This is a genomic window from Phytomonospora sp. NPDC050363 (assembly GCF_040655735.1).
Lineage (GTDB): Bacteria > Actinomycetota > Actinomycetes > Mycobacteriales > Micromonosporaceae > Phytomonospora.
Genome location: NZ_JBFAKK010000008.1, coordinates 223,406 through 250,081 on the forward strand (window position 1 = coordinate 223,406; position 26,676 = coordinate 250,081).

32 protein-coding genes are annotated in these 26,676 nt (G+C 71.2%); 13 read left to right on the forward strand and 19 right to left on the reverse strand.

The genetic code is table 11. The annotated features are described in order from the left end of the window. Positions 1-3 precede the first annotated feature (3 nt). The 5 genes from AB0I28_RS22930 to AB0I28_RS22950 all read right to left on the reverse strand — a co-directional run bounded on the left by AB0I28_RS22930 (position 4) and on the right by AB0I28_RS22950 (position 3,481). The gene (locus AB0I28_RS22930) at positions 4-174 is read right to left on the reverse strand and encodes a hypothetical protein (protein ID WP_357496361.1); all 171 of its coding nucleotides are present in this window, start codon (positions 172-174) and stop codon (positions 4-6) included. 131 nt (positions 175-305) lie between these two features. After that, positions 306-1,331 carry a class II fructose-bisphosphate aldolase gene (fbaA, locus tag AB0I28_RS22935; RefSeq protein WP_357496363.1) on the reverse strand — a complete coding sequence of 342 codons (1,026 nt, stop codon included), beginning with the start codon at positions 1,329-1,331 and terminating at the stop codon, positions 306-308. Positions 1,332-1,506: 175 nt separating this feature from the next. Then, positions 1,507-1,656 carry a hypothetical protein gene (locus AB0I28_RS22940; RefSeq protein WP_357496365.1) on the reverse strand — a complete coding sequence of 50 codons (150 nt, stop codon included), beginning with the start codon at positions 1,654-1,656 and terminating at the stop codon, positions 1,507-1,509. Between the two features lie 34 nt (positions 1,657-1,690). Further along, positions 1,691-2,665, reverse strand: a complete 975-nt coding sequence (locus tag AB0I28_RS22945; RefSeq protein ID WP_357496367.1) for a hypothetical protein — start codon at positions 2,663-2,665, stop codon at positions 1,691-1,693. A 9-nt stretch (positions 2,666-2,674) separates the two neighbouring features. After that, complete coding sequence (locus AB0I28_RS22950; protein WP_357496369.1) at positions 2,675-3,481, reverse strand: SDR family oxidoreductase; 807 nt, start codon at positions 3,479-3,481, stop codon at positions 2,675-2,677. A gap of 129 nt (positions 3,482-3,610) precedes the next feature. On the opposite strand from AB0I28_RS22950, the gene AB0I28_RS22955 reads away from it, so the two are divergent. Continuing rightward, positions 3,611-4,177, forward strand: a complete 567-nt coding sequence (locus tag AB0I28_RS22955) for a helix-turn-helix domain-containing protein (protein ID WP_357496371.1) — start codon at positions 3,611-3,613, stop codon at positions 4,175-4,177. Between the two features lie 4 nt (positions 4,178-4,181). Here the strand turns inward: AB0I28_RS22955 and AB0I28_RS22960 are convergent, their stop codons facing one another. Next, positions 4,182-5,057: a PAC2 family protein gene (locus AB0I28_RS22960; RefSeq protein WP_357496708.1), complete on the reverse strand. Its 876-nt coding sequence runs from the start codon at positions 5,055-5,057 to the stop codon at positions 4,182-4,184. Further along, positions 4,943-5,782, reverse strand: coding sequence for a DUF4291 domain-containing protein (locus tag AB0I28_RS22965; RefSeq protein WP_357496373.1), 840 nt, complete (start codon positions 5,780-5,782; stop codon positions 4,943-4,945). The genes AB0I28_RS22960 and AB0I28_RS22965 overlap by 115 nt, the downstream gene beginning before the upstream one ends. An 87-nt stretch (positions 5,783-5,869) precedes the next feature. On the opposite strand from AB0I28_RS22965, the gene AB0I28_RS22970 reads away from it, so the two are divergent. After that, entirely contained in the window at positions 5,870-6,760 is an 891-nt protein-coding gene (locus AB0I28_RS22970; RefSeq protein ID WP_357496375.1) for a hypothetical protein, read from the forward strand. A 46-nt stretch (positions 6,761-6,806) separates the two neighbouring features. Next, positions 6,807-7,166: a hypothetical protein gene (locus tag AB0I28_RS22975; RefSeq protein ID WP_357496377.1), complete on the forward strand. Its 360-nt coding sequence runs from the start codon at positions 6,807-6,809 to the stop codon at positions 7,164-7,166. 32 nt (positions 7,167-7,198) lie between these two features. On the opposite strand, the gene AB0I28_RS22980 is transcribed toward AB0I28_RS22975, so the two are convergent. From AB0I28_RS22980 to AB0I28_RS23015, 8 genes are all read right to left on the reverse strand, one after another. Further along, complete coding sequence (locus AB0I28_RS22980) at positions 7,199-7,609, reverse strand: hypothetical protein (RefSeq protein ID WP_357496379.1); 411 nt, start codon at positions 7,607-7,609, stop codon at positions 7,199-7,201. Positions 7,610-7,846: 237 nt separating this feature from the next. Continuing rightward, entirely contained in the window at positions 7,847-8,263 is a 417-nt protein-coding gene (locus AB0I28_RS22985; RefSeq protein WP_357496381.1) for a DUF3151 domain-containing protein, read from the reverse strand. Between the two features lie 132 nt (positions 8,264-8,395). Further along, the gene (locus AB0I28_RS22990; protein WP_357496383.1) at positions 8,396-8,581 is read right to left on the reverse strand and encodes a DUF1508 domain-containing protein; all 186 of its coding nucleotides are present in this window, start codon (positions 8,579-8,581) and stop codon (positions 8,396-8,398) included. Between the two features lie 94 nt (positions 8,582-8,675). Then, positions 8,676-9,332 (reverse strand): response regulator transcription factor, encoded by a 657-nt coding sequence (locus tag AB0I28_RS22995; protein ID WP_357496385.1) that lies wholly within the window; start codon positions 9,330-9,332, stop codon positions 8,676-8,678. Further along, the gene (locus AB0I28_RS23000) at positions 9,329-10,582 is read right to left on the reverse strand and encodes a sensor histidine kinase (protein ID WP_357496387.1); all 1,254 of its coding nucleotides are present in this window, start codon (positions 10,580-10,582) and stop codon (positions 9,329-9,331) included. Before AB0I28_RS23000 ends, AB0I28_RS22995 begins: the two co-directional genes overlap by 4 nt. Positions 10,583-10,615: 33 nt before the next feature. After that, complete coding sequence (locus AB0I28_RS23005) at positions 10,616-10,783, reverse strand: hypothetical protein (protein ID WP_357496389.1); 168 nt, start codon at positions 10,781-10,783, stop codon at positions 10,616-10,618. Between the two features lie 59 nt (positions 10,784-10,842). Next, positions 10,843-12,651, reverse strand: coding sequence for an NB-ARC domain-containing protein (locus AB0I28_RS23010; RefSeq protein WP_357496391.1), 1,809 nt, complete (start codon positions 12,649-12,651; stop codon positions 10,843-10,845). Between the two features lie 168 nt (positions 12,652-12,819). Further along, positions 12,820-13,653 carry a phosphoribosylaminoimidazolesuccinocarboxamide synthase gene (locus tag AB0I28_RS23015; RefSeq protein ID WP_357496393.1) on the reverse strand — a complete coding sequence of 278 codons (834 nt, stop codon included), beginning with the start codon at positions 13,651-13,653 and terminating at the stop codon, positions 12,820-12,822. Between the two features lie 159 nt (positions 13,654-13,812). Here AB0I28_RS23015 and AB0I28_RS23020 point away from each other — a divergent pair, with 159 nt between their 5' ends. Together AB0I28_RS23020 and AB0I28_RS23025 are read left to right on the forward strand one after the other, a co-directional pair. Continuing rightward, positions 13,813-14,964: a DUF5925 domain-containing protein gene (locus tag AB0I28_RS23020; protein ID WP_357496395.1), complete on the forward strand. Its 1,152-nt coding sequence runs from the start codon at positions 13,813-13,815 to the stop codon at positions 14,962-14,964. A gap of 62 nt (positions 14,965-15,026) precedes the next feature. Continuing rightward, a complete protein-coding gene (locus AB0I28_RS23025; protein WP_357496397.1) occupies positions 15,027-16,175 on the forward strand; it encodes an AAA family ATPase in 1,149 nt (382 codons plus the stop codon). 4 nt (positions 16,176-16,179) lie between these two features. On the opposite strand, the gene AB0I28_RS23030 is transcribed toward AB0I28_RS23025, so the two are convergent. Further along, entirely contained in the window at positions 16,180-16,644 is a 465-nt protein-coding gene (locus tag AB0I28_RS23030; protein WP_357496399.1) for a cysteine dioxygenase family protein, read from the reverse strand. A gap of 400 nt (positions 16,645-17,044) precedes the next feature. On the opposite strand from AB0I28_RS23030, the gene AB0I28_RS23035 reads away from it, so the two are divergent. Both AB0I28_RS23035 and AB0I28_RS23040 read left to right on the forward strand, forming a co-directional pair. After that, positions 17,045-17,899 carry an NlpC/P60 family protein gene (locus tag AB0I28_RS23035; protein WP_357496401.1) on the forward strand — a complete coding sequence of 285 codons (855 nt, stop codon included), beginning with the start codon at positions 17,045-17,047 and terminating at the stop codon, positions 17,897-17,899. 1,197 nt (positions 17,900-19,096) lie between these two features. Next, entirely contained in the window at positions 19,097-19,354 is a 258-nt protein-coding gene (locus AB0I28_RS23040; protein ID WP_357496403.1) for a hypothetical protein, read from the forward strand. Between the two features lie 58 nt (positions 19,355-19,412). Here the strand turns inward: AB0I28_RS23040 and AB0I28_RS23045 are convergent, their stop codons facing one another. Beyond that, positions 19,413-19,949: a hypothetical protein gene (locus AB0I28_RS23045; protein ID WP_357496404.1), complete on the reverse strand. Its 537-nt coding sequence runs from the start codon at positions 19,947-19,949 to the stop codon at positions 19,413-19,415. 30 nt (positions 19,950-19,979) lie between these two features. On the opposite strand from AB0I28_RS23045, the gene AB0I28_RS23050 reads away from it, so the two are divergent. Together AB0I28_RS23050 and AB0I28_RS23055 are read left to right on the forward strand one after the other, a co-directional pair. Beyond that, positions 19,980-20,801, forward strand: coding sequence for a winged helix-turn-helix transcriptional regulator (locus AB0I28_RS23050; protein WP_357496406.1), 822 nt, complete (start codon positions 19,980-19,982; stop codon positions 20,799-20,801). A gap of 228 nt (positions 20,802-21,029) precedes the next feature. Then, the gene (locus tag AB0I28_RS23055) at positions 21,030-22,016 is read left to right on the forward strand and encodes an NlpC/P60 family protein (protein WP_357496408.1); all 987 of its coding nucleotides are present in this window, start codon (positions 21,030-21,032) and stop codon (positions 22,014-22,016) included. A 148-nt stretch (positions 22,017-22,164) separates the two neighbouring features. Here the strand turns inward: AB0I28_RS23055 and AB0I28_RS23060 are convergent, their stop codons facing one another. Then, a complete protein-coding gene (locus AB0I28_RS23060; protein WP_357496410.1) occupies positions 22,165-23,115 on the reverse strand; it encodes a WYL domain-containing protein in 951 nt (316 codons plus the stop codon). Positions 23,116-23,216: 101 nt separating this feature from the next. Between AB0I28_RS23060 and AB0I28_RS23065 the strand changes: the two genes are divergently transcribed. From AB0I28_RS23065 to AB0I28_RS23075, 3 genes are read left to right on the forward strand one after another with little or no spacing between them, the layout of a single operon-like run. Next, positions 23,217-23,798 (forward strand): dienelactone hydrolase family protein, encoded by a 582-nt coding sequence (locus AB0I28_RS23065; protein WP_357496412.1) that lies wholly within the window; start codon positions 23,217-23,219, stop codon positions 23,796-23,798. Beyond that, positions 23,798-24,310: a DinB family protein gene (locus AB0I28_RS23070; protein WP_357496414.1), complete on the forward strand. Its 513-nt coding sequence runs from the start codon at positions 23,798-23,800 to the stop codon at positions 24,308-24,310. Before AB0I28_RS23065 ends, AB0I28_RS23070 begins: the two co-directional genes overlap by 1 nt. Before the next feature lie 44 nt (positions 24,311-24,354). After that, positions 24,355-25,227, forward strand: coding sequence for a 2-dehydropantoate 2-reductase N-terminal domain-containing protein (locus AB0I28_RS23075; RefSeq protein WP_357496416.1), 873 nt, complete (start codon positions 24,355-24,357; stop codon positions 25,225-25,227). Between the two features lie 8 nt (positions 25,228-25,235). Here AB0I28_RS23075 and AB0I28_RS23080 read toward each other — a convergent pair whose 3' ends face one another. Further along, positions 25,236-25,424 (reverse strand): hypothetical protein, encoded by a 189-nt coding sequence (locus tag AB0I28_RS23080; protein ID WP_357496418.1) that lies wholly within the window; start codon positions 25,422-25,424, stop codon positions 25,236-25,238. Positions 25,425-25,540: 116 nt separating this feature from the next. Here AB0I28_RS23080 and AB0I28_RS23085 point away from each other — a divergent pair, with 116 nt between their 5' ends. After that, the gene (locus AB0I28_RS23085) at positions 25,541-26,626 is read left to right on the forward strand and encodes a Vms1/Ankzf1 family peptidyl-tRNA hydrolase (RefSeq protein ID WP_357496420.1); all 1,086 of its coding nucleotides are present in this window, start codon (positions 25,541-25,543) and stop codon (positions 26,624-26,626) included. Positions 26,627-26,676: the final 50 nt, after the last annotated feature.

Consider the following 26,676-nt stretch of genomic DNA (forward strand, 5'->3'; position numbering starts at 1 on the left):
AGGTCACGTCGGGTCCTGAGGGCGTCGCCGACGGCGACCCCACCACCAGAACGCCGTCCCGATGACCAGTACGAGCACGACGAACGCGAGGAAGAAGGCCCAGCCCGCCCCCGGGCCGTCCGCGGCGAGGACGGGAGCGGGCGCGGTGAAGTGGGGCGCGGAGATGTGAGGCACGGGAATCCTCCTATCGGGATAGGTCCATAGTGCCACAAATCAGGCTCACGACGCCGATCCGGCCCCCGGGCACGACGAAGCCCGGCTCGGTGTTCACCGGGCCGGGCTTCGTGTCAGTGCTTCGCGGGAGACTACTTCCGCAGGGTCGTGCCGACCGAGCGAAGGTCCTCGCAGGCCTGCACGACGCGCTTGGCCATGCCGTTCTCGGCGGCCTTGCCCCAGGCGCGCGGGTCGTAGGCCTTCTTGTTGCCGACCTCGCCGTCGACCTTGAGCACACCCTCGTAGTTGGTGAACATGTGCGACACGACCGGGCGCGTGAACGCGTACTGCGTGTCGGTGTCGACGTTCATCTTCACGACGCCGTAGTCGAGGGCCTCGCGGATCTCCTCCAGCAGCGAACCGGAGCCGCCGTGGAAGACCAGGTCGAAGGGCTTCTCGCGACCGGTCTTGGCGCCGACGGCGTCCTGGATCTCCTTGAGGATCGACGGACGCAGCTTCACGTTGCCCGGCTTGTAGACGCCGTGCACGTTGCCGAAGGTCAGGGCCGTCATGTAGCGGCCCTTCTCGCCGACGCCCAGGGCGGCGGCGGTGGCCAGGCCGTCCTCGACGGTGCTGTACAGCTTGTCGTCGATCGCGCCGACCACGCCGTCCTCTTCGCCGCCGACGACGCCGACCTCGATCTCGAGGATGATGTGCGCGGCGGCGGCACGGGCGAGGAGGTCCTCGGCGATCTGGAGGTTCTCGTCGAGCGGCACGGCCGAGCCGTCCCACATGTGCGACTGGAACAGCGGCGCCTGGCCGTTGCCGACGCGCTCGGCGGAGATGTCGAGCAGCGGACGGACGAACCCGTCGAGCTTGTTCTTCGGACAGTGGTCGGTGTGCAGCGCGATGTTGACCGGGTACTTCTTGGCCACCTCGTGGGCGTAGGCGGCGAAGGCGACCGAACCGGTGATCATGTCCTTCACGGTCGGACCGGAGAAGTACTCCGCGCCACCGGTCGACACCTGGATGATGCCGTCGCTCTCGGCCTCCGCGAAGCCCTGGAGGGCGGCGTTGAGGGTCTGCGAGGAGGACACGTTGATGGCGGGGTAGGCGAACGCGCCGGCCTTGGCGCGGTCCAGCATCTCGCCGTAGACCTCGGGTGTGGCGATGGGCATTTAAGCTCCCAAAAGGTTTCAGTTGCGGATCGTGCCGGACGGCGCTGTCCCTGCCGACGATGAGTCGTACTCGGCCGTACCGGTCACACGCCCCGGCGCGCGGCTTTACGGTGATCCTATGACGGGCCGAGACTGGCAAGACCCAGAGGCACCTGAGGCCGACGCTACTGAGCAGTCACTTCCGGCCGATCCGGCCGACGGCGACGAGGTGGTGGTCGAGAGCCTCCCCGAGGAGGCCGACGAGGGTGACGCCCTCGAACAGGCGCAGGCGGTTCCCCCCGAGGACGAGCGGCGCGAGTAGCGCCGTCCCCAGCTTCGTCCACAAGTTATCCACAGAATCCACAGCTTTACCCACAGGGTTATCCACAGGTTTTCCACCGGCACAGCAGGTTGTCCACAACCGTGAGCCAAGTGCCGTCTCCCTGTGGATAAGCCCCGCTTCGCGGTGCCTCGGCGTACTCGGCCAGACCCAGCACGTCACCGCTGACGGCGTCGACCAGCAGGTGCGCGAAACCGCCCTTGTCGTAGTCCCGCAGGGCCACCAGCAGGGTCTCGGCGTCCACGAAGCCGCCGCTGTAGTCGACGGACCAGTGGACGCCGTCGAGTCCGGCGCGCACGACGAGCCACTCGCCGGGGAAGACGAGTTTCTGCGCGCCCTCGGCGAACCTGTGGACGGAGGCGTCCTCCAGGTAGTGCGCGACGGTGTAGAACTCCCCCGTCTCGGGTGAGATGTGGATAAGTACACGGCCGTCGCCGTCCTGCCGGTGGACCAGCCGCCCGCCGTCGAGCCGGCCCCAGAAAAGCGGCGCCGCGTCCTGCCCCTCGCCGACGGACAGGGCGACGTGCTCGCCGTCGGGATGCAGGTGGTGCTCCGACCCGGCGGCGGCACAGCCGAGCGTCGCCTCGGCGAGCAGCGCGCCGGTACGGGCGTCGAGGACGACCCACAGGTCGCCGCCGTAGGGCTCGGCGTCGGGGCCGAGGACGGTCGCCCACACGTGGCGGCCGTCGGCGGTGACGACCGCCGAACCGCTGCCGTCGGAGGAGTTCCAGTCGGTGTGCGGGAAGGTCCACAGGACCTCCCCGCTTTCGGCGACCGCGGTGAGCGCGTCGCGTCCGGGGATCACCGCGAGACCCGTGCCAGGGGTGACGCTCAAGGCGGCGCGCTCCCAGACGGGGCCGGGGAGCTGGTAGGTCGCCGCCGGGGTGAGGTCGGCGGCGAGCGCCCGTAGCTGCGAGCCGACGCTCATGGCGGGGCCGTCGTGGTAGCGGGCCCCTTCGGGAAGGGGGACCGAGGCGACGAGCTCGGCGATGACGCGGGGCGGCAGCACGGACATGGCTTGACCCTAGGTGTTGACGGCGACGGCGTCGGGACGTCGGGTCGCTCCCACGACGCCGCCGGTGACGCGCTTGGCGATGAGCGCGACGAGCTTGCGCGGGCGGCGAGGCATGAGGTGGGCCAGGGCGAAGTTGCTGCGGCCGGGCACGACGTAGCCGCGGTTGCGCGCGAGGGCTTTCAGGGCGGCGTCCACGACGACCTCGGGGGTGATGAACTTGCCGCCGACGGCCGCCTCGCGGGTGCCGATGACGTCGAAGAAGGACGTCTCGACCGGTCCCGGGCACAGGGCGAGGACGTTGACGCCCCGGCCGCGGTACTCAGCCCACAGCGCGAGGCTGAAGTTGAGCACGAAGGTCTTGGCCGAGGAGTAGACGCTGAAGTGCGGCGAGATCTGGAAGCCGGCGGTCGAGGCCACGTTGATCACGCCGCCGCTGCCGCGGGCGAGCATGCCCGGCACGAGCGCGTGGGTGAGGCCGACGAGCGCGGCGACGTTGACCATGATCTGGCGCCGGTCCTGTTCGGCGTCGATGTCCTCGAAGCGTCCGCAGGTGCCGAAGCCGGCGTTGTTGATCAGCAGGTCGACGGGTTTCCCGCCCAGGGCGGCGAGCACGCGTTCGGGCGCGTCGGGTTCGGCGAGGTCTTGGCCGATGACGTCGACGGCGATGCCGTGGGCGCGACGGAGGCGGTCGGCGTGCTCCTCCATCACCGCGGTCGAGCGGGCGACGAGGACGAGGTCGTGGCCGTCGGCGGCGAGGCGGTCGGCGAAGGCGGCGCCGATGCCCGAGGAGGCTCCGGTGATCAGGGCGGTGGTCATTTTCGTTCTCCTTCGATCAGGGGCTGCGACATCAATGTAGCAAGAAATCCTCCAAGTGCAACACCGCTGTAGCGGATAACTCTCTAAAGACTCCTCAGGTGTAGCCTTTACTGGTCGAAGGGAGACACCATGGCGGCCAAACCGCTCCGCGCCGACGCCGAACGCAGCGTCCGCGCGATCCTCGACGCGGCACAGCGGGTGCTCAGCGCCAACCCGGCCGCGTCCATGGAGCAGATCGCCGAGGCCGCCGGCGTCGCGCGCACCACCGTCCACCGGCGCTTCGCCAACCGCGAGGCGCTGCTGCGGGCCATGGGCCTGTGGGCGTGGCAGCGTGTCAAAGAGGCCATCGAGGCGGCCCGGCCCATGACCGCGCCCCCCATGGTGGCGATGCACCAGGCGACCGCCAACGTCCTGGCCGTGAAGGACTCCTGGACCTTCGCCCTCGACAACGCCGATGCCGCCGACCCGGAGACCGCCGCGGTCCGCGAGGAGGTCGCCGCCCTGCGCGACAACGCCTTCGCGGCCGCCCGCGACGTCGGGATCTTCGCCCCCGACGTCGACCTGGCGTGGCTGGCGCGCGTCTACGTCGCCCTCATCAGCGAGAGCGTCCACGGGCAAGAAGAAGCGGGTGACCCCGACGTGCTGGCCACCCGCGTCATCGACACGCTCTTGCACGGATTCGGTCCGCGCTCGTAGTTCCCTAGTTCTGGTCGCGCCCGCTCTGCTCGGCGAGGAAGCGCTCGAACTCCGAGCCGAGCTCGTCGGCGGTCGGCATGTGCTCCGAGGTCTCCGCCAGAAGACTGCGGCGGTTTCCCGCCTCGGTGAACACGTCGTACTGGCGCTCCAGGGCGGCCACGACGTCGGCGACCTCGTTCGAGCCCTCCACCTGGCGGGCGATCTCGGCCTCGGCGCTCTCGGCGGCGTCGAGCAGCGGACCACCGGGAAGCTCCAGGCCCGTGGCCTCGGTGACCGCGTCGAGCAGCCGCACCGAGGACGACGGGTAGGTCGCCTGCGCGAGGTAGTGCGGGACGTGGACGGCGTAACCCATGGCGTCGTGCCCGGCCTGGCCGAGACGCAGCTCCAGCAGCGCCGAGATGTTGCCCGGCACCTGGAGGGTGTTCAGCCACGGCTGGTGGTCCTCGCCCAGCAGCGCCTCACGGGTCGCGTGGGCCGTCACGCCCAGCGGCCGCGTGTGCGGGACGCCCATGGGGATGCCGTGGAAGCCGACGGTCAGACGCACGCCCCAGCGCTCGATCAGGCCCTGGACGGCGCGGGTGAACAGCTCCCACTCCCGGTCCGGTTCGGGGCCGGTGAGCAGCAGGAACGGCACGCCCGTCGCGTCGTGCAGGAGATGCACGGCCAGCTCGGGGGACTCGATGTCCTCCCAGTGGTCCGAGGCGAAGGTCATGGGGGGACGTTGCGAGCGGTAGTCGACGAGGCGGTCGGCGTCGAAGCGCGCGATCACCCGGGGCTCGAACTCCTCCAGGAGGTGCTCGGTGAGGGCGCGCCCGGCCGAACCTGCGTCCATGAAGCCGTCGAACTGGTGCAGCATGACGGCGCCGGACAGCTCGGGGATGTCGGGGTCGAGCTCGTAGAGGTCACGTGGATCGCGCACCGGTCAACCTTCCATCGACGGTAGTGACTTAACCCTGCAACAGCCCGAGGGGCCGATTCCTTCCACGACGGCCGGAAACCCCGCGCTGCCGTGACGCACGCCACTTTCGAGCCCGCCGGTAAGCGCCCTGCGCCGATCCCGGCGGCCAGTTCGTCCCCGAGGGGGTAGACGCGCTCGGGCGGGAGGAGGCGGCGGGCCTTGTCGGCCTCACCGGCGCGCAGGAAACCCGCGATCCGGCGCGCCCTCGGCGTCAGGTCGGTGATCCCCCGCACCCACTCCTCGGCGTAGGCGCGGATGAGCCCGCGGCCGACCCCGACCTGGATCGAGTAGAAGTTGAGCGGCGCGCCCCGCAGCGAACGCTCCGGATCCCACTGCACATGCACGTCGGCGCGGGCGAGCGCCTCGGTGTCCGCGCTGGTCAGGGCCGCCGCGCCGAGCGCGGTCTCCCACCCTTCCCGGCTGATGCGGACCGCGAGGATCCGGTTCTGCCCGACCTTGCGCGCCCAGTCGCTGCGGTGCATGAGCCACCGAAACGACGGCTTGATCCAGGTCATGCGCCCGTAGGAGAACGGCGGGACGAAGGTGCCGGCCGCCAGGGCCGCGTCGGCGACGCGGGACGGATAGGCCTGGTAGACGACGATGGTCGACTCGTCGAAGTCGGCGCGGATCTCGTGCTGCGCGGTCATGCCCGTACGGTGCCTCGCGGCGGGCGAGTACGCGAGCGTTTATCGGTGGTGTCCTGGGCGCTCGCCGACCTGTAGGAAGATGAGCGGGTGAACCTTTCCCCGCGTCGACGCCTGATCGGACTCATCGCACTCTGGGCCGTGTCGCTGGCCGGGCTGGCGTTCTTCTGGCCCGACGGCGGGCCGACGGTGCGCGAGCAGGTCGGTGCCGGGGTTTCCCGGCCGGTCGCGGCGGCCGCGGTCGCCGCCGCGGTGGCCGAGGCGTCCACCTACGAGGACGCGGCCTTCACGGTCGGCGGTTTCGTCAAGGGAGCGGACTGCTCGCTGACGCCGATCCGGTCGGGGGTCGCCTACTCCCAGACGGTGACGGTGTACACGAGGCCGGAGAACGCCTACTCGCTGCTGGGGAGGCTCTACACCGCTCTCAAGGCGCCCTACGACCTGGTGGGAAACGGTGAGGGCGCCTACCTGGGCAGCGCCGGTCCTTTCGTCGTCGCACGCTTGGAACAGGGCGATGACGGTGCGGTGACATGGACTCTCGACACTGGGTGTCGTCCGGACGAAGACCCGGTGGCGCAGGTCGAGGCGGTGGGCACGCCGGGGCCGACCGCCGCGGCGGTCGCGACGAGTCTGGGCATGACGGCGCCGCGTTGGACGCAGGCCGAAGGAGGGTGCGGGACCGGTGGATCGTCGGGGGCGGCGAGCACGGTGTCGGCGAGCTCGATGCCGGCGAGCGGTGAGGCCAAGGGCGCCGAGCAGAACCCCGCCGGGGTCACCGTCACGGCCGAGACGGTGACGCGCGCCGCCGAGAGCGGCTGGGTCGCCTACTCGGGGCCGGCGGCGGGAGCCGGTGCGGCCGTCACGGAGGCGGGGGCCCGGTGGTTCGTGGGGATGCCCGACGCCGACGGGTCGGTGGCGGTGCTGTCGTGGGACCCGGTGACCGGGGTGGCGACGGTGAGTTCGACGGTGGCCTGCGGGTAGGCGCGCCGACCGGCCTGGTCACACCCTGGTCCTAGACTCCCCGGCCATGAGCGTTTCCCTCTACTACACGGCTCGCCGCGCGAGCCCGATGACCGAGGCCGAGACGGCCGCCGCCGACCGGATCATGGACGAGTGCAACCGGACCTTCCCCTTCGAGGAGAACGAGCCGCTCGCGCGCTACCGGCGGGATCTCGGCGCGGACGCCACGGTCGTCCTCGACGGCAGCACCAAGCTCCCCGCCGATCCGGAGCAGACCGACCGGGCCCTCGTGCACTGGTTCGCGGGGCTCACGCGCTTGCGGCGGGAACTGCCCTCGGCGGAGTGGACCGTCCACCTGGACGACTACCCCGTCGACTGGGACGAAGCGTCCGGCTACGGCCTCCCCGGGCTCGACGGCGCGGAGTAGGCGCTCGCTCGACCGGGAGACCCGGTGAGCGTTCACGTGATCAGCTCCAGCAGCAGGGTCGACAGGCCCGCGCCGATGACGGCGGCCGCGGTTCCCGCGCTGATCGCGCGCCAGGTCGTCGCGAGCATGCGCAGCAGCACGGCCGTCATCAGGCTGGACGCGAAGGCCAGGCCCAGCCATGGAAGCGCCGCGATGATCGCCAGGCGCGGGTCGTCGCCGCCCTGATCGCAGGCGAGACCGGGACCGCACGTGGAAGCCGCCGCGCCGCCACCGAAGAGCATCGACCAGAACACGAACAGCACGCCCGGGACGACATACCAGGCGAGCGTCACGCCGAGGACCGGCGCGTAGACGCGGTCGGGCGGCTCGAAGTCCTCGGGTTCCACGGGATCGTCAGGGCGCTCGGGGACGCGATCGGGGACGCGGGGAGCGTGGGCGGTCACAAGCGGTGAGTTTGCCCGCCGGGGGAAGGCGGCGCAATGTTCGCCTGGTCGGAGGCTGACGAAACGCCTGCCGGGTTGGGGACCACGGCCCGCAGCCGAGGCGAAAGGTCCAGGGACGGAGTTCCCGGTGGGGGTGCGGGGGCGAAGCCCCCGGCCGGGGTTGCGGGTTGCGGGGTGGGCAAGGGCTCACAGGCGCCCGGCGCGGGCCGGGCACACGCCCGGCCCGTCGCCGTCAGGTCAGCCGATGCTGCTCAACGCGTCCGCGGCGGACGGGTCGCTGTCCCGCAGGAACTGCGCGCAGCGCGCGGCCTCGTCGGCCTCGCCGATCTGCGCGGCCGCGACGCTCAGCCGGTACAGCGAGGTCAGGAAACCCCGGTTCGGCTTGTGGCTCCACGGCACCGGCCCATGCCCGCGCCAGCCGTTCTTGCGAAGCTGGTCCAGCGCCCGGTGGTAGCCGGTACGGGCGTAGGCGTAGGCGGCGACGTCGTCGCCACCCTCCAGCGCCTTGGCCGACAACGCGGCCCACGCGGCGGGGAAGTCCGGCCACTTGCGGGCCACGTCGGCGGGATCCTCGGTCTTGAGGGCCTCGACGGCGGGAGTGTTCTCCGGGAGCAGCGTGGCCGGCGGTTCCGGCATGAGGTTCTGCGGCGGCATGTGGTCCTCCGGTGGTTGACGGTCGCCGACGGTTGATCAGTCTTTCAGGCGCGCACACGACCCCCACGGGCACCCGCGCACACGGCTTCGGGGCGCCCGCGCGCACGGACGCCCCGAAGCCGGTCGGTGGGGTCAGGTCGTCAGGAGCCGGCGGATCTCGGCGTCCGGCGCGTGCGCCTTCACCGACTCGATCCCGATCACCGCGCCCGACCGTGACTCGTACGCTTCCCCGACGGCGATGATCTCCCCGTTGCCTGACTTGAGCCGCCAGCGGTACTTGCCGGCCTCGTCGGTGTACAGCTCGAACTTCCCAGCCATTCCGCCCCCTCTGGCCGAGATGAATAGAAGTATTCACATTCTTCCGGATGCGGGCGATCCGGGGCGGGGGTTTCCCGGAGAGCGGGAGGTGGATCTACCCGCCGACCAGACCCGTCTCGTACGCGCAGATCACGGCCTGCACCCGGTCGCGCAGCCCCAGCTTCGACAGCACCTTCGACACGTGCGTCTTCACCGTGTGCTCGCTGACGACCAGCTCCGCGGCGATCTCGGCGTTCGACAGCCCGCGCCCCAGCAGCGCCAGGATCTCGGTTTCCCGCGCGGTCAGCGAGGCAAGCCGCTGCGCGCTCGACGCCCCCGGCGCCGTCGCCGGCCGCGTCGAGGTCAGGTCCGAGATCAGCCGGCGTGTCACCGACGGCGCCAGCAGCGACTCCCCGGCCGCGACGACCCGCACGGCGTGCACGAGGTCGTCGCGCCGCACATCCTTGAGCAGGAAACCGCTCGCCCCCGCGTACAGGGCCTCGTACACGTAGTCGTCCTGGTCGAAGGTCGTCAGCATCAAGACCTTGCAGTCCCCCGACGCGCAGACCTGCCGGGCCGCCTCGATCCCGTCCATGATCGGCATGCGGATGTCCAGCAGCAGCACGTCCGGCCGGTGCTCGCGGACCGCACCGACCGCCTGCGCACCGTCGCCGACCTCGGCGACGACCTCGATGTCCTCCTGGGCGTCGAGGATCATCGCGAAACCCGAGCGCACCAGCTCCTGGTCGTCGGCCACCACCACGCGGATCATCCCGCCACCACCCGCTCATCCTCCCGCGCCAGCGGGAACTCGGCGTCCACCTGGAAGCCCCGGCCGAGCGGCCCGGGCCCGAAGCGGACCGACCCGCCGTGCGCCTGCGCCCGCTCGCGGAAGCTGATCATGCCGTGCCCGCGCCCGTCGCCGACGGTGGGTCCGACCCCGTCGTCCACGATCGACACCGCCACCGTCTCGGGCCGCCAGTCGAGGCGCACGTCGACGCGCGACGCGCGGGCGTGCTTGACGACGTTGGTCAGCGCCTCCTGCACGATCCGGTACACCGAGACCTGCATGTCGGCGCGCAGCGCCACCGGCGTGCCCGTCGACGTGAACCGCGCGGCCGGCCCGGTCTCCCCGACGCGGCCCACGAGCGCGTCGAGGTCGGCGACGGTCGGCTGCGGCGCCCGGACGGCGTCGCCGTCGTTCTCCTTGAGGACGCCGAGCATCCGGCGCAGCTGGGTCATGGCGTCGCGGCCGGAGGAGGCGATGGCGTCGAAGGCCCGCTCGGCGCGGTCGGGGTCGCGGCGCACGGCGAGGGGACCGGCCTCGGCCTGCACGATCATGATGCTCACCGCGTGGGAGAGGATGTCGTGCATGTCGCGGGCGATGCGCGCGCGTTCGGCGGTCACCGCCCGCTCGGCCTCGGCCCGGCGGGTGCGTTCGAGCTGTTCGGCGCGGGCCTCGACGGCCCGGGCGCGTTCCTGCCGGGAGTTCTGGAGCCGCCCCAGGGAGTAGGCGCCGAAGTACGTGAAGAAGGTGAACAGGTACTCGCGTGCCCCGTTGGAGTTGGCCGCCACGGCTAGAGGGATGACGACCACCGCCAAGCCGTTCATGACCATGCGCTGCATCAGCGGCGAGACGGCCGCGACGGTGTAAGCGGCGATCAGCCCCGCGTAGGGAAGCGGCTGCCCGACCCCGTCGATCGCCTGGTTGACCGCCATCGGCACGTTGACGAGGACCAGCACCGTCAGCGGGAAACGCCGCCGCCAGATCAGCGGCAGCGCGCACAGGACCGTCAGCAGGTACGACAGGCTCGACGCCGGCGTCTGCCCGGGCGGGCGCGGCACGATGAACTGCACCGACAGCGCCACCCAGACCAGCAGCGCGACGAGCGTGTCGACGACGTACGGGTTGGTCGAGACGATCCGCCCCCACGTTCGCTCGACCCGCCCCTGCCAGGTCAGCAGCAGCGGCGAGAGGGTCGTGGTGAACCACGCGCGCGCGGCCGCTCGGGACAGGGGCATCGTCAACTCCAAGGGGGGCGGAGTCGATCAGTGTTACACCGTCGGGTCGACGGTGACCACCAGGTCGGACACCTCGGTGAGCTCCCTCTCCGGCTGCGGCGCCGGATGGAGCCGGGAGATCCACAAGGCCAGACCCCCGACGATGACGACCGCCCCTCCGAGCATGCCCCCGACCGCCGCGATGTCGGTCCACAAAGTCATCTGCTTCCCCTTCCCCGTCACTAACTGCGTGTGCATGGAAAGACGAGGTTCGGGCCCTTTCAGGTTGAGTCGGTAGTGGCACGGTTGTGCGGCAATTCCGCAACGGCGCCGATGCGGGCGCGGATCTCCAGCGCGCGCGAACGCGCGGTGACGGCCTCGCGCACGCGCCCGAGACCCCGCAGCGCGGTGCCGAGGGAGTCGAGCAGCCACGCCTCCCCGTACTCGTCACCGCTCTCGCGCGTGCCGGGCAGCGCCGTCTCGACGCAGCCGACCCAGTCGATCTTGCACCCGCATACCTGGAAGAACGGTGCCAGCGACGCCGCCAGCCGCCAGGCCGTCTCGCGCCGCCCCTCGCGCGCGGCGAGACCGACGGCGGCGATGAGGTTGGCGCGTTCGGTCTCGAACCAGGCGAGCACGGCCTCGCGGTCGCCGGGGACGTGCCGCTCGGCCGGTGGAGCGCCGGCCGGCGCGGGCGGCAGCGCGAGGCCGAGCACGCGCGCGGAGTCGTGGGCGGCGTGCAGGTACCAGGCGAGCAGGCCGTCGACGGCCGCGGCGCGCACGTCCGGGTCCTCCTCGCGGTCGCGGCGTTCGGCGGCGTAGTCGGCGAGCAGGTCGTGCATGGCGTAGCGGCCGGGCGCGGGCTGCTCGATCATGTGCGCGTCGGTGAGCGTCTCCAGTTCTTCCCAGGTCTCGTCGGGACAGGTGCCGGTGAGGGCGGCCGCGGCGGGCAGGCCGAGCTCGCCGGGGTGGAGGCTGAGCAGGCGGAAGACGAGCCGGGTGGACGCGGGGAGTTGCCGGTAGGACAGGTCGAAGGCGGCCGGGACGCTGCGGTGGCCGTCGTTGAGGCCGTCGAGGCGGGCGAGCTGGCCGAGGAGCGCCGGGACGGTCCAGTGCGGGCGGTGCTGGAGTTTGGCGCCGGCGAGTCGGACGGCGAGGGGGAGTCCGCCGAGGCGGTCGAGGAGTTCGCCGAGGGCCTCGGGTTCGGCGTCGAGGCGTTCGTCTCCGGCGATCTCGCGGAGCAGTCGGGCGGCCTGGTCGGGGGTGAACGCGTCGAGGGCGATGTGGCAGGCGCCGTCGAGTCCGGTGAGGCGGGTGCGGGAGGTGACCACGGCGGCGCAGCCGGGCCCGGAGGGGAGGAGGGGTTCGAGCTGGGCGCTGTCGAGGCAGTTGTCGATGACGACGAGGGTCTTGGCCGCCGCGGTCACGGTGCGCCAGCGGGCGACGGCCTCGTCGAGGTCGGAGGGCGGCGGCCCGTCGGTCTTGAGGAGGCTGGTGAGGGCCTCGAAGGGGGTGCGCGGGCGGCGGTCGGTGCTGTGGCCGTGGAGGTCGACGAAGCGGACGTCGCCGTGGCCGGGGGCGAGCCGGTGGGCGGCCCGCACGGCGAGGGTGGTCTTGCCGACGCCGGCCATGCCGCTGACGGCGACCACGCCGGCGACGCGGCCGGAGTCGTCGAGGTGGCGGGTGATCCGGGCGAGCTGTTCCTCGCGGCCGGTGAAGTCGCCGATGTCGCGGGGGAGCGTCGAGGCGGGGCGGGCACCCGACCCGCGCAGCGCGCGCCAGGCGTCGAGCCAGCGGGCGACGGCGTCGCCGGGGTCGCGGTCGGCGGCGCGGAAGCAGGCGGCCACGTAGGCGTCCACAAAGGACCGCCGGGGGAGCTGGGGCAGCCGGGCGCCGCGCAGGACGTAGGAGATGGTGCTGACCGGGAGGGCGTCGACGGTGTCGCCGTTGTTCGCGACCGTGGTGCCCCCGAGGATGCGCAGGGTGCGCAGCGAGGGGTTTCCCGCCCACGCGCGCAGCTCGGCGAGGTGGGCGACGAACGCGGCCGGGTCGGCGGCGGTGGACGGATCGGGGGGTTGGCGGACGCCCACGGTGCCTCCCGTTTCGACGCGGTGCGGTGTCTCAGGTCGTCTCACTTCGTCCACGTCCTTCACCTTCGCCGCCGACCCTGCTGGGGTGGGAGCGCGGCCGGAGAACGGCGGCGTCGTGAGGAACCGGCGTGCCGCGCGCCGGACGGGGCGCGCGGCACGCCCGTGGTTCTAAACCCACTCCTCGCCGGTGATGCGCTGGTAGGCCTCGACGTAGAGCAGGCGCGTCCGGTTGGCGATCTCGTCGGGCAGCGCCGGGGCCGGACCGGTCTTGTCCCAGCCGGAGTCCTCGGCCCAGTCGCGCAGGAACTGCTTGTCGTAGGACGGCTGCCGCGAACCGGGCTTCCACTGGTCCAGCGGCCAGAAACGCGAGGAGTCCGGGGTCAAGACCTCGTCGCCGAGCACGAGCTCGCCGCCGCGGTCGATCCCGAACTCCAGTTTCGTGTCGGCCAGGATGATCCCGGCGTCCTCGCAGCGCTCGGAGCCCAGCTCGTAGACGCGCAGCGTCAGGTCCTCCAGCTCGGCGGCGCGGTCCTCGCCGAGCAACTCCTCGACGCGCTCGTAGCTGATCGGCTCGTCGTGGTCGCCGACGTCGGCCTTCGTCGAGGGCGTGAAGATCGGCTGCGGCAGCACCGAACCGTCGACCAGGCCGGGCGGCAGTTCCACGCCCGAGACCGTGCCGGTCTTCTCGTACTCCTTCAGGCCCCCGCCGGTGAGGTACCCGCGGGCGACGCACTCGACGGGGAGCATGTCGAGCTTGCGGCAGCGGATCGCGCGGCCGACGAACTCCTCGGGGACGTCCTCGGCGGAGATGACGTGGTTGGGGACGAGGTCGGACAGCTGCCCGAACCACCACAGGGACAGGGCGGTGAGGATGCGGCCCTTGTCGGGGACGGGTGTGGGCAGGACGACGTCGAAGACGCTCACACGGTCGGAGGCAACGAGAACGAGGTCGCCGCGGTCTTCGTAGACGTCACGGACCTTGCCGGAGTGCAGCAGTCGCATGATCGGCACGCTACCCGGGCGGTGCTGTGTCGCCCTGCCGACACTCCCCCGTTCCACCCCAGGTGGCGGGGGCACATTCACCTCCGACCACCGCAACTCCTGCCCAACTGGCACGAAACCGGGTTGGCGGCTGTCACACCTGTCGGGGATCATTCCAGGATGCAATCGCCGCAGAAGCTCCCCGTGGCGCACGCGGCTCGCAAGCCGGAGCGCGCCCCCGTCGAGCTCAAGACCGCAGACCTTCTGCCGATCGTCATGAACTACGACGACGACATGGACGCCTTCGACGTCATCGACGCCCTCGCGCTCGGCCCCTACGTCCGCGGCGACTACCCGCACGCCCGCTCCAAGTGGATCAACCGGATCCGCAAGGACGCGACCCTGCTCCCTCCGGACGCGCACATCCTCCGCACCGCCGAGCAGGGCGGCCAGCACGCGTTCCTCGCCTCCGGCGAGAACTGGCTGCTCCAGTCGATCCGCTGGTCGAGCGGCAACGGCCGGGTCCGGGTCAGCGCCCGCACCGCCGAACTCGCCGAGACGATCCTCAAGGCCGCCACCGAAGGCGTCGAGGAACCCGAACCCGAAGACGACGACACCGTCATCGACATCGGCTTCTGGCACATGTCGATGCCCCGCGCCAACCGCCTCGTGCGCACCATCGAGATCCCCAAGTGGTCCGACATCCGCGGCAACTACGCCTCCGGCTCGGTCGGGCAGCTCGACTCGCTCATGGCCACCACCCCCGACAACATCTCCGGCCGCCTGCTGCTCCTGCACGGCCCGCCCGGGACGGGCAAGACCACCGCCCTTCGCGCGCTGGCCAACGAGTGGCGCTCGTGGTGCCGCATGGACTGCGTCCTCGACCCCGAGCTGTTCTTCGGCGATCCGGGCTACCTCCTCCAGGTCGCCCTCGGCGACGAGGACGGCGACGAGGAGGACAAGAAGTGGCAGCTGCTGCTCATCGAGGACTGCGACGAGCTGATCCGCGGTGAGGCGAAGGCCGCCGCCGGGCAGGCCCTGTCGCGGCTGCTGAACCTCACCGACGGCCTCCTCGGCCAAGGCCGCAACCTGCTCATCGGCCTGACCACCAACGAGGACCTCACCCGCCTGCACCCGGCCGTGATCCGCCCGGGCCGCTGCCTCGCGCAGATCGAGGTCGGCCGCTTCCCCTACGGCGAGGCCGTGAACTGGCTCGGCCGCAACGACGGCATCGCCGGCGGCGGCGTCACCCTCGCCGAACTGTGCGCGCTGCGCTCGGGCGAGGTGCTCCAGGCGGGCGTCGAGGAACTCCCGACGGGCGCCTACCTGTAAGCGCCCGCGCGCGCAGGGCCGGTGACCAGGCGAATGTCCCACCCACGGCCTATCCTGCCGACATGATCAAGGTCCTGGCCGTCGAGAACTACCGCTCGCTGCGCGACCTCGTCGTGCCGCTCGACGCCATCACCGTCGTCACCGGCGCCAACGGCAGCGGCAAGTCGAGCCTCTACCGCGCCCTGCGGCTGCTGTCGGAATGCGCGCGCGGCGGCGCCGTGGCCGCGCTCGCCGCCGAGGGCGGCCTGCCGTCGACACTGTGGGCCGGACCCGACCACCCACCCCGCGACGGCCACCCCGTCCAAGGCACCGTCCGCGACCGCCCCATCGGCCTGCGCCTCGGCTTCGCCGCCGACGACTTCGGCTACGCCGTCGACCTCGGTCAGCCGCAACCTTCGCAGTCGGCGTTCAGCCTCGACCCCGAGATCAAGGTCGAGGCCGTGTGGGCCGGACCCTTCCTGCGGCCGGGAACCCTGCTCGCCGAACGCAACCACGGCCGCATCAAGGTCCGCGACGGCGACGGCGCCTGGGCCGTCCTCGACCACCGCCTCGCCACTTTCGACAGCATGATCGCCGAACTCGCCGACCCCCGCAACGCCCCCGAACTGCTGGACATGCGCGAACGCATCCGCGGCTGGCGCTTCTACGACCACCTCCGCACCGACGCCGCCGCGCCCGCCCGCGAGACCCGCATCGGCACCCGCACACCGGTCCTCGGCCACGACGGCGCCGACCTCGCCGCCGCGCTCCAGACCATCATCGAGATCGGCGACCACGAGGCGCTGGCCGAGGCCGTCGACCGGGCCTTTCCCGGCAGCCGGCTCGGCGTCGACCTCGACGGCGGCAGACTCGGCGTGCGGCTGCGCCAGCCCGGCCTGCTGCGGCCGCTGGCGGCCGCGGAACTGTCCGACGGGACCCTGCGCTACCTGCTGTGGGCCGCGGCGCTGCTCACGCCGCGCCCGCCGGAACTGTTCGTGTGCAACGAACCCGAGACGAGCCTGCACCCCGAACTCATCGCGCCGCTGGCCGGACTGATCGCGACCGCCTCGAAGGACACGCAGGTCATCGTCGTCAGCCACTCCGCGCAGCTGGTCGCCGCCCTCGAAGGGCAGGGCGCCGCGACCGTCGAGCTGCGCAAGGAGGGCGGCCGGACCGTCGTCGCCGGGCAGGGGATCCTCGACGGCCCGCCCTGGCACTGGCCGAAGCGCTAGACCCTCACCAGTCCGCGCCCGCGCGGCGGATCGCGCCGAGCGACAGCCCCGTCTCGTCGAAGAGATACGACCGCATCCGCACCAGTTTCGGCGCGTACACGTGCACGCTCACCGCCGGTTCGGTCGAGTCGTTGCGAACGGCGTGGATCGTGCGCGGCGAGACCGAGACCGACTCGCCCTCGGCGACCTCGTGCGAGGACAGGCCGGGGAATTCGCCGGGAACGACCGTGTACTCGCGCAACCGTCCGGAAACGACGGTGAAGCCCGCTTCGGCCGGCAGGTGGTCGCCGCCGTGGTCGTGCAGCTCGGTGCTCTGGCCGGGAAGCCAGGCCATCAGCCACGCCTCGTGGTCGTCGGCCGCGACGAGCCGGCGGGCCGTGCGGCTGCGCGTCGAGAAACGCGGTTGCGGGGTGCTCTGGGCGTAGAAGGCCGAAAGGGCGGAAAGGACGGTATGGGTGAGAGAGCTCACGAGAGACCTTTGTGGACGGTGCCCGAATTCACGGGCAGGATCGGCTGTCGGCTGCTGGGGCTAACAACAGCGACAACAGGCGCCAGATGTGTCGGCGATCACTCGAATGAGGTCCACAATCGGCCATGTTAACGCACAGAGAGTCCGATGCGTTGTCACGCTGTGCTGATTTCTTAATGGAAGCGCGAAAAACCTCCGTTCCGGGCTTCAGTTGTCCCCCGAACGTGCAGTAGTCTCGCCGATGGTCCGCCCGCTGAAGAAGGAGCGAATGTTGCTCGGGAAAGCAGCACGCAGCACGTCACGTCTACGCGCGTTGGGAATTGTCGCGCTCGCTGCGGTCGGAGTCCTCATCTCCTCATCCCCTGTCTCGGCCGATCCGGTCGACGACAAGGAGAAGCAGATGGAGGAGCAGTACCACGACCTCGAGGCGATCATCGAGGACTACAACAAGGTGAACCTTGAGTTCAAGGACACCAAACGCAAGATCGCCAAGCTCGAGAAGAAGCTCGCGCCCTTCGAGGAGCAGCTCGACGTCCTCTACGAGGAGGTCGGCAAGATCGCCTCCGCCTCGTACATGGGCGGCAACATGTCCGGCCTGACCGCCGTCTTCACGACCGGCTCGGCCGACAACCTCGCCGACCGCATCACCCTTCTCGACCAGGTGACCGTCGACGACCACGACGCCATCGAGGCCCTCAACGAGGCCAAGGCCGAACTCGACGAGCAGAAGCGCGTCCTCGACGGCCTGTACGAGACGCAGTCGGAGCAGGAGGAGGAGCTTCGCTCCAAGAAGGAGACGATCGAGACCGATCTCGACCGGCTCCAGGAAGAGCGCGAGACCGCCTACCGCGACTCCCGCGGCATCGCCGACGACGGCTGGGTTCCGCCCTACGTGCCCGGTGACCGCGGCGAGGTCGTCCGCTTCGCGCTGAAGCAGGACGGCGAGCCCTACATCTTCGCCTCCGCCGGACCCGACGGATGGGACTGCTCCGGGCTCACGCTCGGCGCGTGGAGCCAGGTCGGAGTGAACCTGCCCCACAACGCCGAAGCCCAGTGGAACATGGTCCAGCACATCTCCCGCGATGAGCTGCAACCCGGCGACCTGGTGTTCTACAACGGACTCAGCCACGTCGCCCTCTACATCGGCGACGGCCACGTCATCCACGCGGCGACGAACTACTCGAACGTCTACATGACGACCATCGACGCCGCCGCCAGCGACTACTACGGGGCGGGCCGCATCCCCGGCTGGTAACGGGTCGGGTGCACGACGGCGTTCCGCGCCGCCGGGCCGCCGCACCGCACACAGGAACACCGACACACAGACTCCAATGCCCCCGCCCCCACCTGCCCCCGGGTGGCCCGCGGGGGCATTGGTCTGGGCTGACAATTGCTCGCTTCGCTCGCGGGTGGGGGAGACTCCGTCTCCACCCACACCCCCTCTGGGTTGGTTCGGCGGGGTGAGGTGCTCCTGGATGGGTTGGCGTGGGCGGTGCGCCCCGCCCGTCACCTGCCGGTTTGTCATCGTGCGCGCGGGCGGATGGGTTTGCGGCGGTGGGAGGCTCTGCCGCCACCTGCCACCCGCCACCCGCCACCCGCCACCCGCCACCCGCCACCCGCGGCGGCGCCACGCGGCCGGTTTGTGATCGCGCTCGCCGGTCCCGGCAGTGGGAAAAGGGTCCCTCTCCCACTCTCTGAGCCGCCTCTGTTCTGCGGCGGGCATGGGCGGCACTTCCTTGCGGCGTTTCCCGGCGAAGCGCCGTTTCCGCAACGCGAAGCTTCAAACTTCCAGCAGCAGCCCAGCAGCCCAGCAGCCCAGCAGCCCAGCAGCCCAGCAGCCCAGCAGCCCAGCAGCCCAGCAGCCCAGCCCTGGAGCCCAGCGCCCTGCGGCCCGGAGGACCGGCGGTGGCGAGCCCCGCCCGTCACCTGCGGGCTTGTTACCGGGCGCGCCCTGGTCCGGCGTGAGGGAAGGGGGCCATCTTGTCGTCGCCGCGAGCTGCCGTTCAGTTCCCGCGAGGGGTTGCGGCCATACTCTGTCGCCGGTGTTCCCCAGCGGAGTTCTTCCGGAGTGCGAAGCCCCTGGCTGGCGGGCTGGCCGGATGGCGTTGTGTGTCGCCCGTTTTGGCGGGCCGGCTCCCCCTCCCGCGTTGCCGCCAGTCGGATTCGCTCGTTGCCCGCTCGTCGTTGGCTTGTGAGCGCCGGCCATCCGGCGCAAGTCTTCTGGCCCCGGCACCGGCATCAGTACCCGGGCGCGGCCGGTCCCGCGTGTCATCCGCGCCTGATGTGTTCGGCCCGCCGTGCCCGCCGTGCCCGCCGTGCCCGCCTTGCACCGTTCGGCCACCGCGCGCAGGGCCCATCCGTTGTCGGGTGCCGCCGGTCGGCTGCGCAATGCCCCCGGCCCCGGCCGTTCGGTGGTCCACAGTAGACCCGCGACGCGTCTAGGCTGGTGGACATGGACGTCGGGCTGATCGTGCTTGTCTCGATAGTGGTGGTCGTCGGGGTGCTGGCCGCGTGGGGAGCTGTCGGGGCGTTCCGGTCCGCTCGGCGCAGACGTCGTGTCGACCGTGACCCGCGAGCAGTGTGGAAGGGCGGGCGGAAGGTGCTGCCCGAAGACCTCAAGCGCGTGCGGTACCGCGATACGGACGGCCGTTCCAATCCGCGCTCCTACCCCGGCACCGGCACGGGTACTGACACCGAGAACACCCTGTGACGAGCGTTCCCGCCCGCCCGCCCGTCCGCACCATCGTCGGCCGATTCCCTCCGCCGAGCTAATCCCAGCCGTACTCGCCGTAGATCGCCGTCGCGAAGTGGATACCGCGATCCAGGTGCTCGACGTAACCGGTGTCCTTCACGGTCATCGTGAACTCCGCATGCGGGTAGTCGTCGAGCCGTAGGCGGGCTTGGCGTCGTTTGTAGTCGGCGATGTCGAAGGGCTCGTCGAAGTCCTCGAAGCCGTTCTCCTCGAACTCGGCTATCTCCTCGTCCTCGTACTCCCACGGCGGCGGCAGGCTCTTCATGGCGCCCAGGCGGTAGTCGGTGACGATGGCGAGGGCCTCGGCGTAGAAGGCCTCGGGCCTGCGTTCGGCCTGGAGGTACTCGACGCCGTCGAGCAGGTTGATGCTCAGCCGCTTCACACCGTAGGTCTTCATGAGCCGGCGCGCGGTGGCCTTGTCGGCGGCCCGGATCTCGGCGGCCTGTGCCGGCGTGAGGTCGATGCGGGCGCCCCGGTCGAGGTCGTGGAGACGCCGGAACTCCCCGGCGAGTTCGAGATCGTTCGCGAAGGCCTCGACCCGGCTCAGCGGCACGTGCACCCGGTCTACGCCGTGCCACCGTCCATGATCGACACCGCGACCGAACTCACCCGATCGCTGCACGGGATCGCCGGCAACCTCCTCTCCCAGCGACTGCGAACCCTTGAGGCCGCGGGGATCGTCGAACGGCGGCTCGGGGACGCCGGAGTCCTCTACGCCCTGACCCCTTGGGGCGCTGGGCTTCGGGAGCCGATCGAAGGACTCGCGCGGTGGGGGATACCGCTGATGGTGACCGGGCGGGGCGGCGACGCGTTCGAGCCGCGCGGTCTTTCCGGCCGGGGCCCCACCGAAATCCCGTTCCGTCTAGGCGAACCGCCGGGCAGACTCCTTACCGTGCCCGAGTCCGAACCCACTCCTCATCCCCTGTGGTGCATGGTCGCCAACGTCGTCCCCGAGCGCCCGCTCGCCGACGCCGACGGCGAAGTCGCCCGCATGCGGGGCCTGCGGCTCTTCAGTCCCGGCGCGAAGCTGTACGTGCTCGGCGCGTTCAGTGGGGACGGCGGCGAGAAGATCAAGGTCGTCGGCCGCTGCCGGCGGGGCGGCAATCGGCGTTATGTGCCGGCGATCGTGCTGCGCAAGTGGCTGGGCGGCTGGCGGGTGCGGGCCGTGTACAGCCCGGCCGCCCTGCACCGTCTACATCAGACCGGACCCGGGTGGTTCAGGTCCCCCGACGTGGACCTCGGCGATGAGAAGCGCGCCGAACTGGAAGGCCTCGCCTGCCGGCACTCCCGCATGGCGCGCGCCGAGCGGGCGTCGTCGCGTTGGTGGGTCGAGGGCGGATTCGCCGAAGTGGACACCGACTGCGGTGTGCACGGGGCCGAGTGCGCCGGAATGCGTCTGCGTTAGGACCGTGCCCGATCCCCGCTATGGCGGCGATCCCGGCGTTCGCGCGCTCCGCGATGCGACTCACCGTCACCTTTCCTTCACTCTCGCGACACGCCGTCCGGTCTCCTTCACCCCAGTTGATCAGGCCATCCATCACCGGGCCCTGGTCCGTTCGGGTGAGAGTCCCACTTCGGGCGACCCCGATGCAGTACGCTCGCTGACGGTTCGATAGCTGATAAGGAGCAACTCTTGCTCGGCAAAACAGCACGCAACGCGAGCCGTGGGCTCCGCGCGTTCGGGATCATCGCCCTGGCAACGGGAGCACTCGTGCTCTCGGCGGCCCCGGCGTACGCCGATCCGACCGACAAGATCGAAGACGAGATCGACAAGCAGTTCCACGATCTCGAAGCGGTGATCGAGGACTACAACAAGGTGAGCATCGAGTTCAAGGAGACCAAGAAGAAGGTCGCCAAACTCGAAAAGGAGCTCAAGCCTTTCGAGGAACAGCTCGAGGTGCTCTACCAGAAGGTCGACGTCATCGCGTCGAACGCCTACATGGGCGGCCCCGTGTCGGGCATGACGGCCGTGTTCACCACCGGCTCCCCCGACACCCTCGCCGACCGCATCACCCTCCTCGACCAGGCCACCGCCGACGACGCCGACGCCATCGCCGAACTCAACACGGCCAAGTCGGACCTCGACGAGCGCAAGGCGGTCCTCGACGGGCTCTACGAGACCCAGTCCGAGCAGGAAGCCGAGCTCAAGGAGAAGAAGGAGTCGATCAAGGCCGACCTCGATCGCCTCTCCGACGAACGCGACACGGCCTACCGCGACTCGCGGGGCCTGTCCGACGACGCCTTCGTTCCCCCGCACGTCCCCGGTGAGCGCGGCAAGGTCGTCGAGTTCGCGCTGGCACAGCAGGGCGACGCCTACGACATGAACGCCTCGGGCCCCGACGTGTGGGACTGCTCGGGCCTCACCATGGGCGCCTGGCAGCAGGCCGGCGTCAACCTCCCCCACAACGCCGCGGCGCAGTGGGCCATGATGCAGCACGTTTCCCGTGACGAGCTCATGCCCGGCGACCTGGTGTTCTACAACGGTTTGAACCACGTGGCCATGTACATCGGCGACGACCACGTCGTGCACGCCTCGACCTACGGCGTCGGCGTGATCGTCTCGACCGTCGACCAGGGCGGCAGCCCGTACTACGGCGCCGGACGGCCCGCCGGCTGGTAGGCGCGTCCCGTTTTGCGCATGGACCGGTCCCGGACATCATCGGGGGCCGGTCCCTCTTCTTTTCTCCCAGGTTTCGCTCTCATGTGGACGGTGGCGTCCGCGCGCTGAGAGTCGGGAAGCACGCCCCGAGGCGACCGCGCCGCCGCGCTCACCCGTACCGCGCCGCCGCCGCGCGGACCTGCCCGGACACCCACTCGCGCATCCCGTCAGGCGCGAGGACCTCGACAGCCCCGCCGAGCCCGAGCAGCGCCCAACGCGCCCACGACTCGCTCTCGAAGGGGATCGTCAGCTCGACCTCGCCGGTCGCGGTGACCGGGACCCGGTCCTGCCCGTGCACCGGCACCATTCCCCTCAGCCGCGGCAGCATCTCGGGCTGGACCCGCAGGGTCACCTCGATCGCGGTCTTCTCGGTCTCCAGCTCTTTGCGCGAGCGCGCCCACGACTCGGCGAGGTCGAAAGCCGCGGGGCGGGCGGCGGGCTCGTCGAGGAGTTCCACCGACACCACCCGCGACACCCGGTAGGTGCGCCTCTCCCCGTCGCGCAGCGCCACCAGATACCAGTCACCGGCGGCCAGGACGAGTCCCATCGGATCGATCTCGCGGGTGCGCGCCTTTCCGCCGCCGACGTACTCGACGCGGGCGCGGCGGTCGAGCCACACGGCCTCGGCGAGCCGCGTCAGCATCGGCACGGGCTCGGGCGTGCCGTACCAGCGCATGGGGTCGAGGTGGAAGCGCTCGGCGGTCTGCCGGGCCTGCTCGCGGGCCTCGCCGGTGAGGCTGGCCCAGACCTTGATGCGCGCGCCCTCCAGGATCTCGCCGAGGCCGAGCTGCTGCGCGGGGCCGGCGAGCCCGAGGAACGCCAGCGCCCCGGCCTCGTCGAGGCCGACACCGGTGAGGCGGGTGCGGTACCCGCCGTCGAGCCGGTAGCCGCCGGCCGGCCCGCGCGTCGAGCGGATGGGGATCCCGGCGGCGGCCAGGGAGTCGACGTCGCGCTGGACCGTGCGCTCGCTGACCTCCAGCAGCGCCGACAGCTCACGTCCGGTGGCGTGGCCGCGCACCTGGAGGTGGAGCAGGAGGGTCATCATCCGGGAGGCGCGCATGAATCCATGGTGACCTGTGAACCCGACAGAAGGTGTCGGGAATAGGGGGCATGATGAATCCGGCGGTGCCGCAGGGGTGCCGCCGACGAGAGGGAATCACCATGTCCGAGCTTCTGCTCTTCCACCACGCGCACGGCCTGACCGAAGGCGTGGTCGCCTTCGCCGACGATTTGCGCGCGGCCGGCCACACCGTCCACGTGCCCGATCTCTACGAGGGCCGCGTCTTCACCGACCTCGAAGAGGGCATCGGCTTCGCTCGCGAGACCGGTTTCGGCACGGTCCTCGAACGCGGGGTCGCGGCGGCCGAGGGCCTGCCCGAAGGGCTCGTCTACGCCGGGTTCTCGCTGGGCGCGATGCCCTCGCAGAAGCTCGCCCAGACCCGGCCGGGCGCCAAGGGCGCGCTGCTGCTGAGCGGTTGCGTGCCCGTCGGCGAGTTCGGCGCGAGCTGGCCGGAGGGTGTCCCGGTGGAGATCCACGCGATGGACGCCGACGAGTACTTCGTCGAGGAGGGCGGCGACATCGACGCCGCCCGCGCGCTGGTGAAGTCCGCCGACGACGCCGAGCTGTACCTCTACCCCGGTGACCGCCACCTCTTCGCCGACAAGTCCCTGCCCGACTACGACGAGAAGGCCGCCGCCCTGCTGACCGAGCGCGTGCTGGCCTTCCTCGCGAGGGTCGGCTGATGTCCACGCCTCCCGACGAGCGTCCGCGCGGGGAGATGACCGGTGGGGAGAGCGAGGTGCTCACCGGTTTCCTGGAGTTCCAGCGGGAAACCCTGGCGTGGAAGTGCGCGGGCCTGTCCGACGATCAGCTGCGTGCGAACGCCGTGGCCAGCTCCACGCTCTCCCTGCTGGGCCTGGTCCGGCATGCCACCAACGTCGAGCGCGGCTGGTTCCACGAGGTGCTCGGCGGCGGCGAGTTCAGCCGGGCCCTCGACCTCGACAACCGGGGCGACGCCGACTTCGACGAGGTCGACACCGCCGACGTCGCCGGGTCGATGGCCGCGTGGCGCGCCGAACGCGAACGGTCCGTCGCGACCGTCGCGGGTCTCGGCCTCGACGCGACGGGCCGCACGCCCTGGGGCGAGGAGTGCTCGCTGCGGTGGGTGCTGGTGCACATGACGCAGGAGTACGCCCGCCACAACGGGCACGCCGACCTCATCCGCGAGGCGCTGGACGGCGTGGTCGGGGAGTAGCGGCGTGCGTTGGGGTCGAGGACACGCGTGAGCGAGAATGCGCCATGAGGCTTCTCGTGTACGGCGCCGGGGTTCTCGGCAGTCTGTCGGCCGCCCGCTTGCACGGGGCAGGGCACGACGTCTCGCTCCTCGCTCGGGGCGAGCGCCTGACGGATCTGCGTCGGCATGGTGTGCGGCTCGCCGAGGGCGACAGTGCGGCGGTCAGGCGGGTGCCGGTACCGGTGGTCGAGCACCCGGACGGCGGGTACGACCTCATCCTGGTCTTCGTGCGCACCCACCAGGTGGACGCGGTGCTGAAGCCGCTCGCCGACGTCGAAGGCGATGTGCTCTTCCTGCACAATTGGGCGGCCGGCGCGCGGCCGCTGGGGGCGGTGATCGGCCATGAGCGGGTGCTGCTCGGTTTCCCCACGGCCGCCGGCACCATGGACGGCGACGTGGTCCGCTACCGCGGGTCCGACTTCTTGACCCGGCGGGTGGCGATGCCGATCGGTGAGCCCGACGGCCGCACCACCGCCCGGCTGGAGCGGATCGTGGAGACGTTCCGCGCCGCCGGGATCAGGGCCCGGGCCGAACCGCGCGTGGACGCCTGGCTCAAGACGCACGCTGCCTTCGAGGTCCCCCTCGGGCAGGCGGTGCGCGCGGCGGGTGGGCCGGTGGCGCTGGCCGACGATCCCGGGGCGGTCCGCGGGATGCTCCACCTCATGCGGCGAAACCTCGCCGCGATGGCGACGCCCCCGGTGCCTCGCGCGTTCGGCGCCTTGCGGACGCTGCCGCAGGGTCTGCTCGTGCCGGTCCTGCGGCGTTTCCTGAAGAGCCCGGCGGCCGTGCACAGCGGGCTCAGCAATCCCTCGCCCGCCGCGGTGGCGGAACTCCGGAAGTTGGCCGAACAGCTCGGCGGCCCTGCGGGAGCCCGCTGACGCGGCGGCTAGTTGTCGAGGGTCGAGCGCGGGTTTCCCGGTTCCTCGGGGTTGTCGCGCTCGGGGTCGAGGTAGCCGGGAAGCTCCTCGTCGGGCAGCTCCTCGGAGCGTTCCTGCCTGGCGAAGGTCTCCTCGTCGGGCCCGGTGGTCGGGTCGTCGGGATCGTGCGGGTCTCGTTCCGGCATGGCGATGCTCATGTCCTCCACGCTAGATGCGCCTGACCCGGCGCAGGCGCGTTTTGGCTGCTTACGGATAAGTCGGGCGTGAGATGGGTACGCCATCGGGAGCGGACCGCACCGATGGAGGGATCATCATGGATCTGGCATTCCTGCGCCCCATGTACGAGCGCACCGGCCCGTGGACCTCGGTCTATCTCGACGCGTCCCGGGACACCCATGACGCGGCCAAGGTGATCGACCTGCGCTGGAGCGCGCTGCGCGACCATCTCGCCGGGGCCTGCGACCGCGACGTCGAGGCCATCGCCGCCGCCGTCCTCGCCGACCGCGACCCGGGGCGCCACGGTCTGGCCCTGTTCGCCAACGGCGGCGAGGTCGTCGTCCGAGAGGAACTGCCGACCCCGCCCACCCATGACCAGGCCTCGCACAGCCTGCTGCCCTACGCGATGCCGCTAGCGGTCGCCCACGGCGAGGAGGTTCCCTGGATCCGGGTCGTCGTCGACCGCACCGGCGCCTCCATCACCGAGGTGACCGGCGGGGCGACCGCGCGCACCTCCACCGTCGAGGGCGGCGAGACCTTCGGGCTCACCAAGTCCAAGCCGGGCGGCTGGTCGGCTCCCCGCTACCAGCGCGCGGCGGAGGAGGCCTGGGACCGCAACGCCGGCGACGTCGCCAAGGCCGTCACCCAGCTCGTCAAGCGCACCGGGGCGGAGATCGTCATCCTCGCCGGGGACGTGCGCGCACGCGGCGCCTGCAAGGAGAACCTGCCGGCGGCGATCCTCGACCGCGTTGTCGAGACCGACGCCGGCTCGCGCGCCTCCACCGACACGCACGCGCTCGACCAGGCCGCCGAGGTGGCGATCGCCGAGCACATCGCCGCGCGGCACGTCGCCATCACCGACCGCTTCCGGCAGGACAGCGGCCGCAACGCCGTCACCGGTCTCGACGACGTCGTCCGCGCGCTGGCCGAGGCCAAAGTCGACACCCTGCTGCTGGAGAACGACCCCTCCTCCAACGACCACGTGTGGATAGGCGAGGCGCCCTCTCAGATCGCCGTGAGCGAGGAGGAGTCGCGCGCCCAGGGCGTGGAGTCCCCCGAGCGCGTTCGCGCCGACAGCGCGATCCTGCGCACCCTGGCGATGACCGACGCCTCACTGCTCACCGTCGAGAGCGGCGACGTGGCCATGTCCGACGGGATCGGCGCGCTGCTGCGGTACCGCTAGACCCACGCATGGAAAACGGCCCGCCGGAGATCCGGCGGGCCGTTCTTACG